Genomic DNA, 1,688 nt, shown 5'->3' on the forward strand with positions numbered 1-1,688 from the left:
CTACGGCGGCATGAATAACATACATGTTATTTGAGCCATTGGTTTTCTAAATTTTTAAGATAATTTTGTGGATCGCGTTTAAACCGTTTGCGCATAACACTATCGCTCAACCGGTTATTCCATTTTTCTTTCTGTTTCTTGTAGCTTGTGTAGTCGACCATCCTTAAACGGGCGATTAGGTTTTCCTGTTTAAGTCCATCATCAACGAGCACAACCATCTCACCATTCCGTAAGATGTATTCGTTCCAGTTGCGTAGCCCGGTCATCCGACGGTGTCGTGTCTTCGTAGCTCGGAAGAAGCGTTCCAGATCGTTGTTCGTTCTTGGCACATGATAATGATCGTAGCAAGTGAAGAGTCCCTTCCAGAATCCCTTGCTGTAACTAAGGAGATTGTTAACCATTTCCAGATCATTCTCTTCGGTATAGGAAAGCCGAACCCAATCCAACAGCTTTGTCATTTCCCATTCAACTGTCTTGCTTGTCTTATCCATGCTGGGTTCAAGGATTTCTGCAATGTGACGGATTGGCTTCATCCAGCGAGCGACTTTCTCGTATTGTTGCTGAAGGGAATCGACTTTACTAAATATTCTGAAAACGTTTTGAAGTAGGGTGGCCCCCTTTTTTATCCAAGCATTTTTGAAGGGACGCTTGAATGGCTTGGGCCTGTTCATAGATACGCATACCGGGTAAATCTAATGGAGGATTTCCGTCTTCCAAGAGCAATGCACGTACGGCAGCAACGTAACCCTTCGCGATGCTTGCTTCTTGTGAATCCGACTGTTCGATTTTCCGCTCGACTTCACGAATGCCGCGCATGCTTTTCTTGAGCTCGGTCTTTAACTTTCGATCGACATCAACAACCGGTTTCGCGATGTCTTTTAAATAATGGTACTGGCAATATTGATAAGGCACATCGGGCAAAAGCGTCTCCATCGCTAGACGAATGGATTGCTGTCCATCACTAACAATACCGACGATCGGATAGCCTTGCTCGATGATCGGTTGGATGAGCGTTTGTAACTCGGCAGATGAACCACTTTTCATGTTTTTTGCTATTAAGACAGTACCGCTGAATACTTCACGAATTACATAAAGTGTCTCATTGCCTTTCTCTGGCTGGACGCCATCCATAGACAAGATAATACCGCCGTTTTGTTCTGTGACTTCAGCCAGCACTTTCTTCGTATGTTCAGTAAGACTAGCAGCAAGCAATGTTTGATACCGTTCATACAGATTTTGTGCGCTCCGTTCGGATGTCTGAACACCTCTCGCGTTCAATTCATCCGCAATCTCCTTGCGGGTCATATGCCGTTTGAAGCGAAGTTCACCAACTAGGCAAACAACGTCGAAGCCGTAAGGAGAATGCTTCATGCTTATTGCTTCTGCTTCCGCCGATTTGTAGTATACACCTGGCTTCGGGCAATCTGGATTTTCGCAATGGTAGGCCATGCTCCAAACGTGAACGACTTCTTTCAATGTGGCGATTTTCTTATTCCATGCTGTATGTGAACGACGTAATTTCTGTTGGCAGTGAGGACAATTCTTATGTTCAGGTCTAAAGTATATTCTCCGTTGTGGACGCAGACGGTTTTTGGAAAGCAATGCGGGTCAACTCCTTTGGAAATTTTGACCGTAATTACTTCGACAAACCGTTAGGAAGATCCTGTTAGTTATTCATGCCGCCGTAG

2 protein-coding genes are annotated in these 1,688 nt (G+C 44.7%); both read right to left on the reverse strand.

Going from position 1 to position 1,688, the window contains the following annotated elements; all coding sequences use genetic code 11:
- Positions 1 to 26: 26 nt before the first annotated feature.
- On the reverse strand, positions 27 to 533 hold the full coding sequence (locus NR121_RS24885) for a hypothetical protein (RefSeq protein WP_054820364.1): 507 nt from the start codon (positions 531 to 533) through the stop codon (positions 27 to 29).
- Between the two features lie 46 nt (positions 534 to 579).
- Entirely contained in the window at positions 580 to 1,602 is a 1,023-nt protein-coding gene (locus NR121_RS24890) for a transposase (protein WP_139170768.1), read from the reverse strand.
- Positions 1,603 to 1,688: the final 86 nt, after the last annotated feature.

The organism is Paenibacillus sp. Pae15 (assembly GCF_024519685.1).
Lineage (GTDB): Bacteria > Bacillota > Bacilli > Paenibacillales > NBRC-103111 > Paenibacillus_G > Paenibacillus_G naphthalenovorans.

What these genes read in the sequence shown, in the direction of transcription:
- NR121_RS24885 (WP_054820364.1), bottom strand. Translation starts at nt 533, where the DNA reads ATGAAGCCAATCCGTCACATTGCAGAAATCCTTGAACCCAGCATGGAT.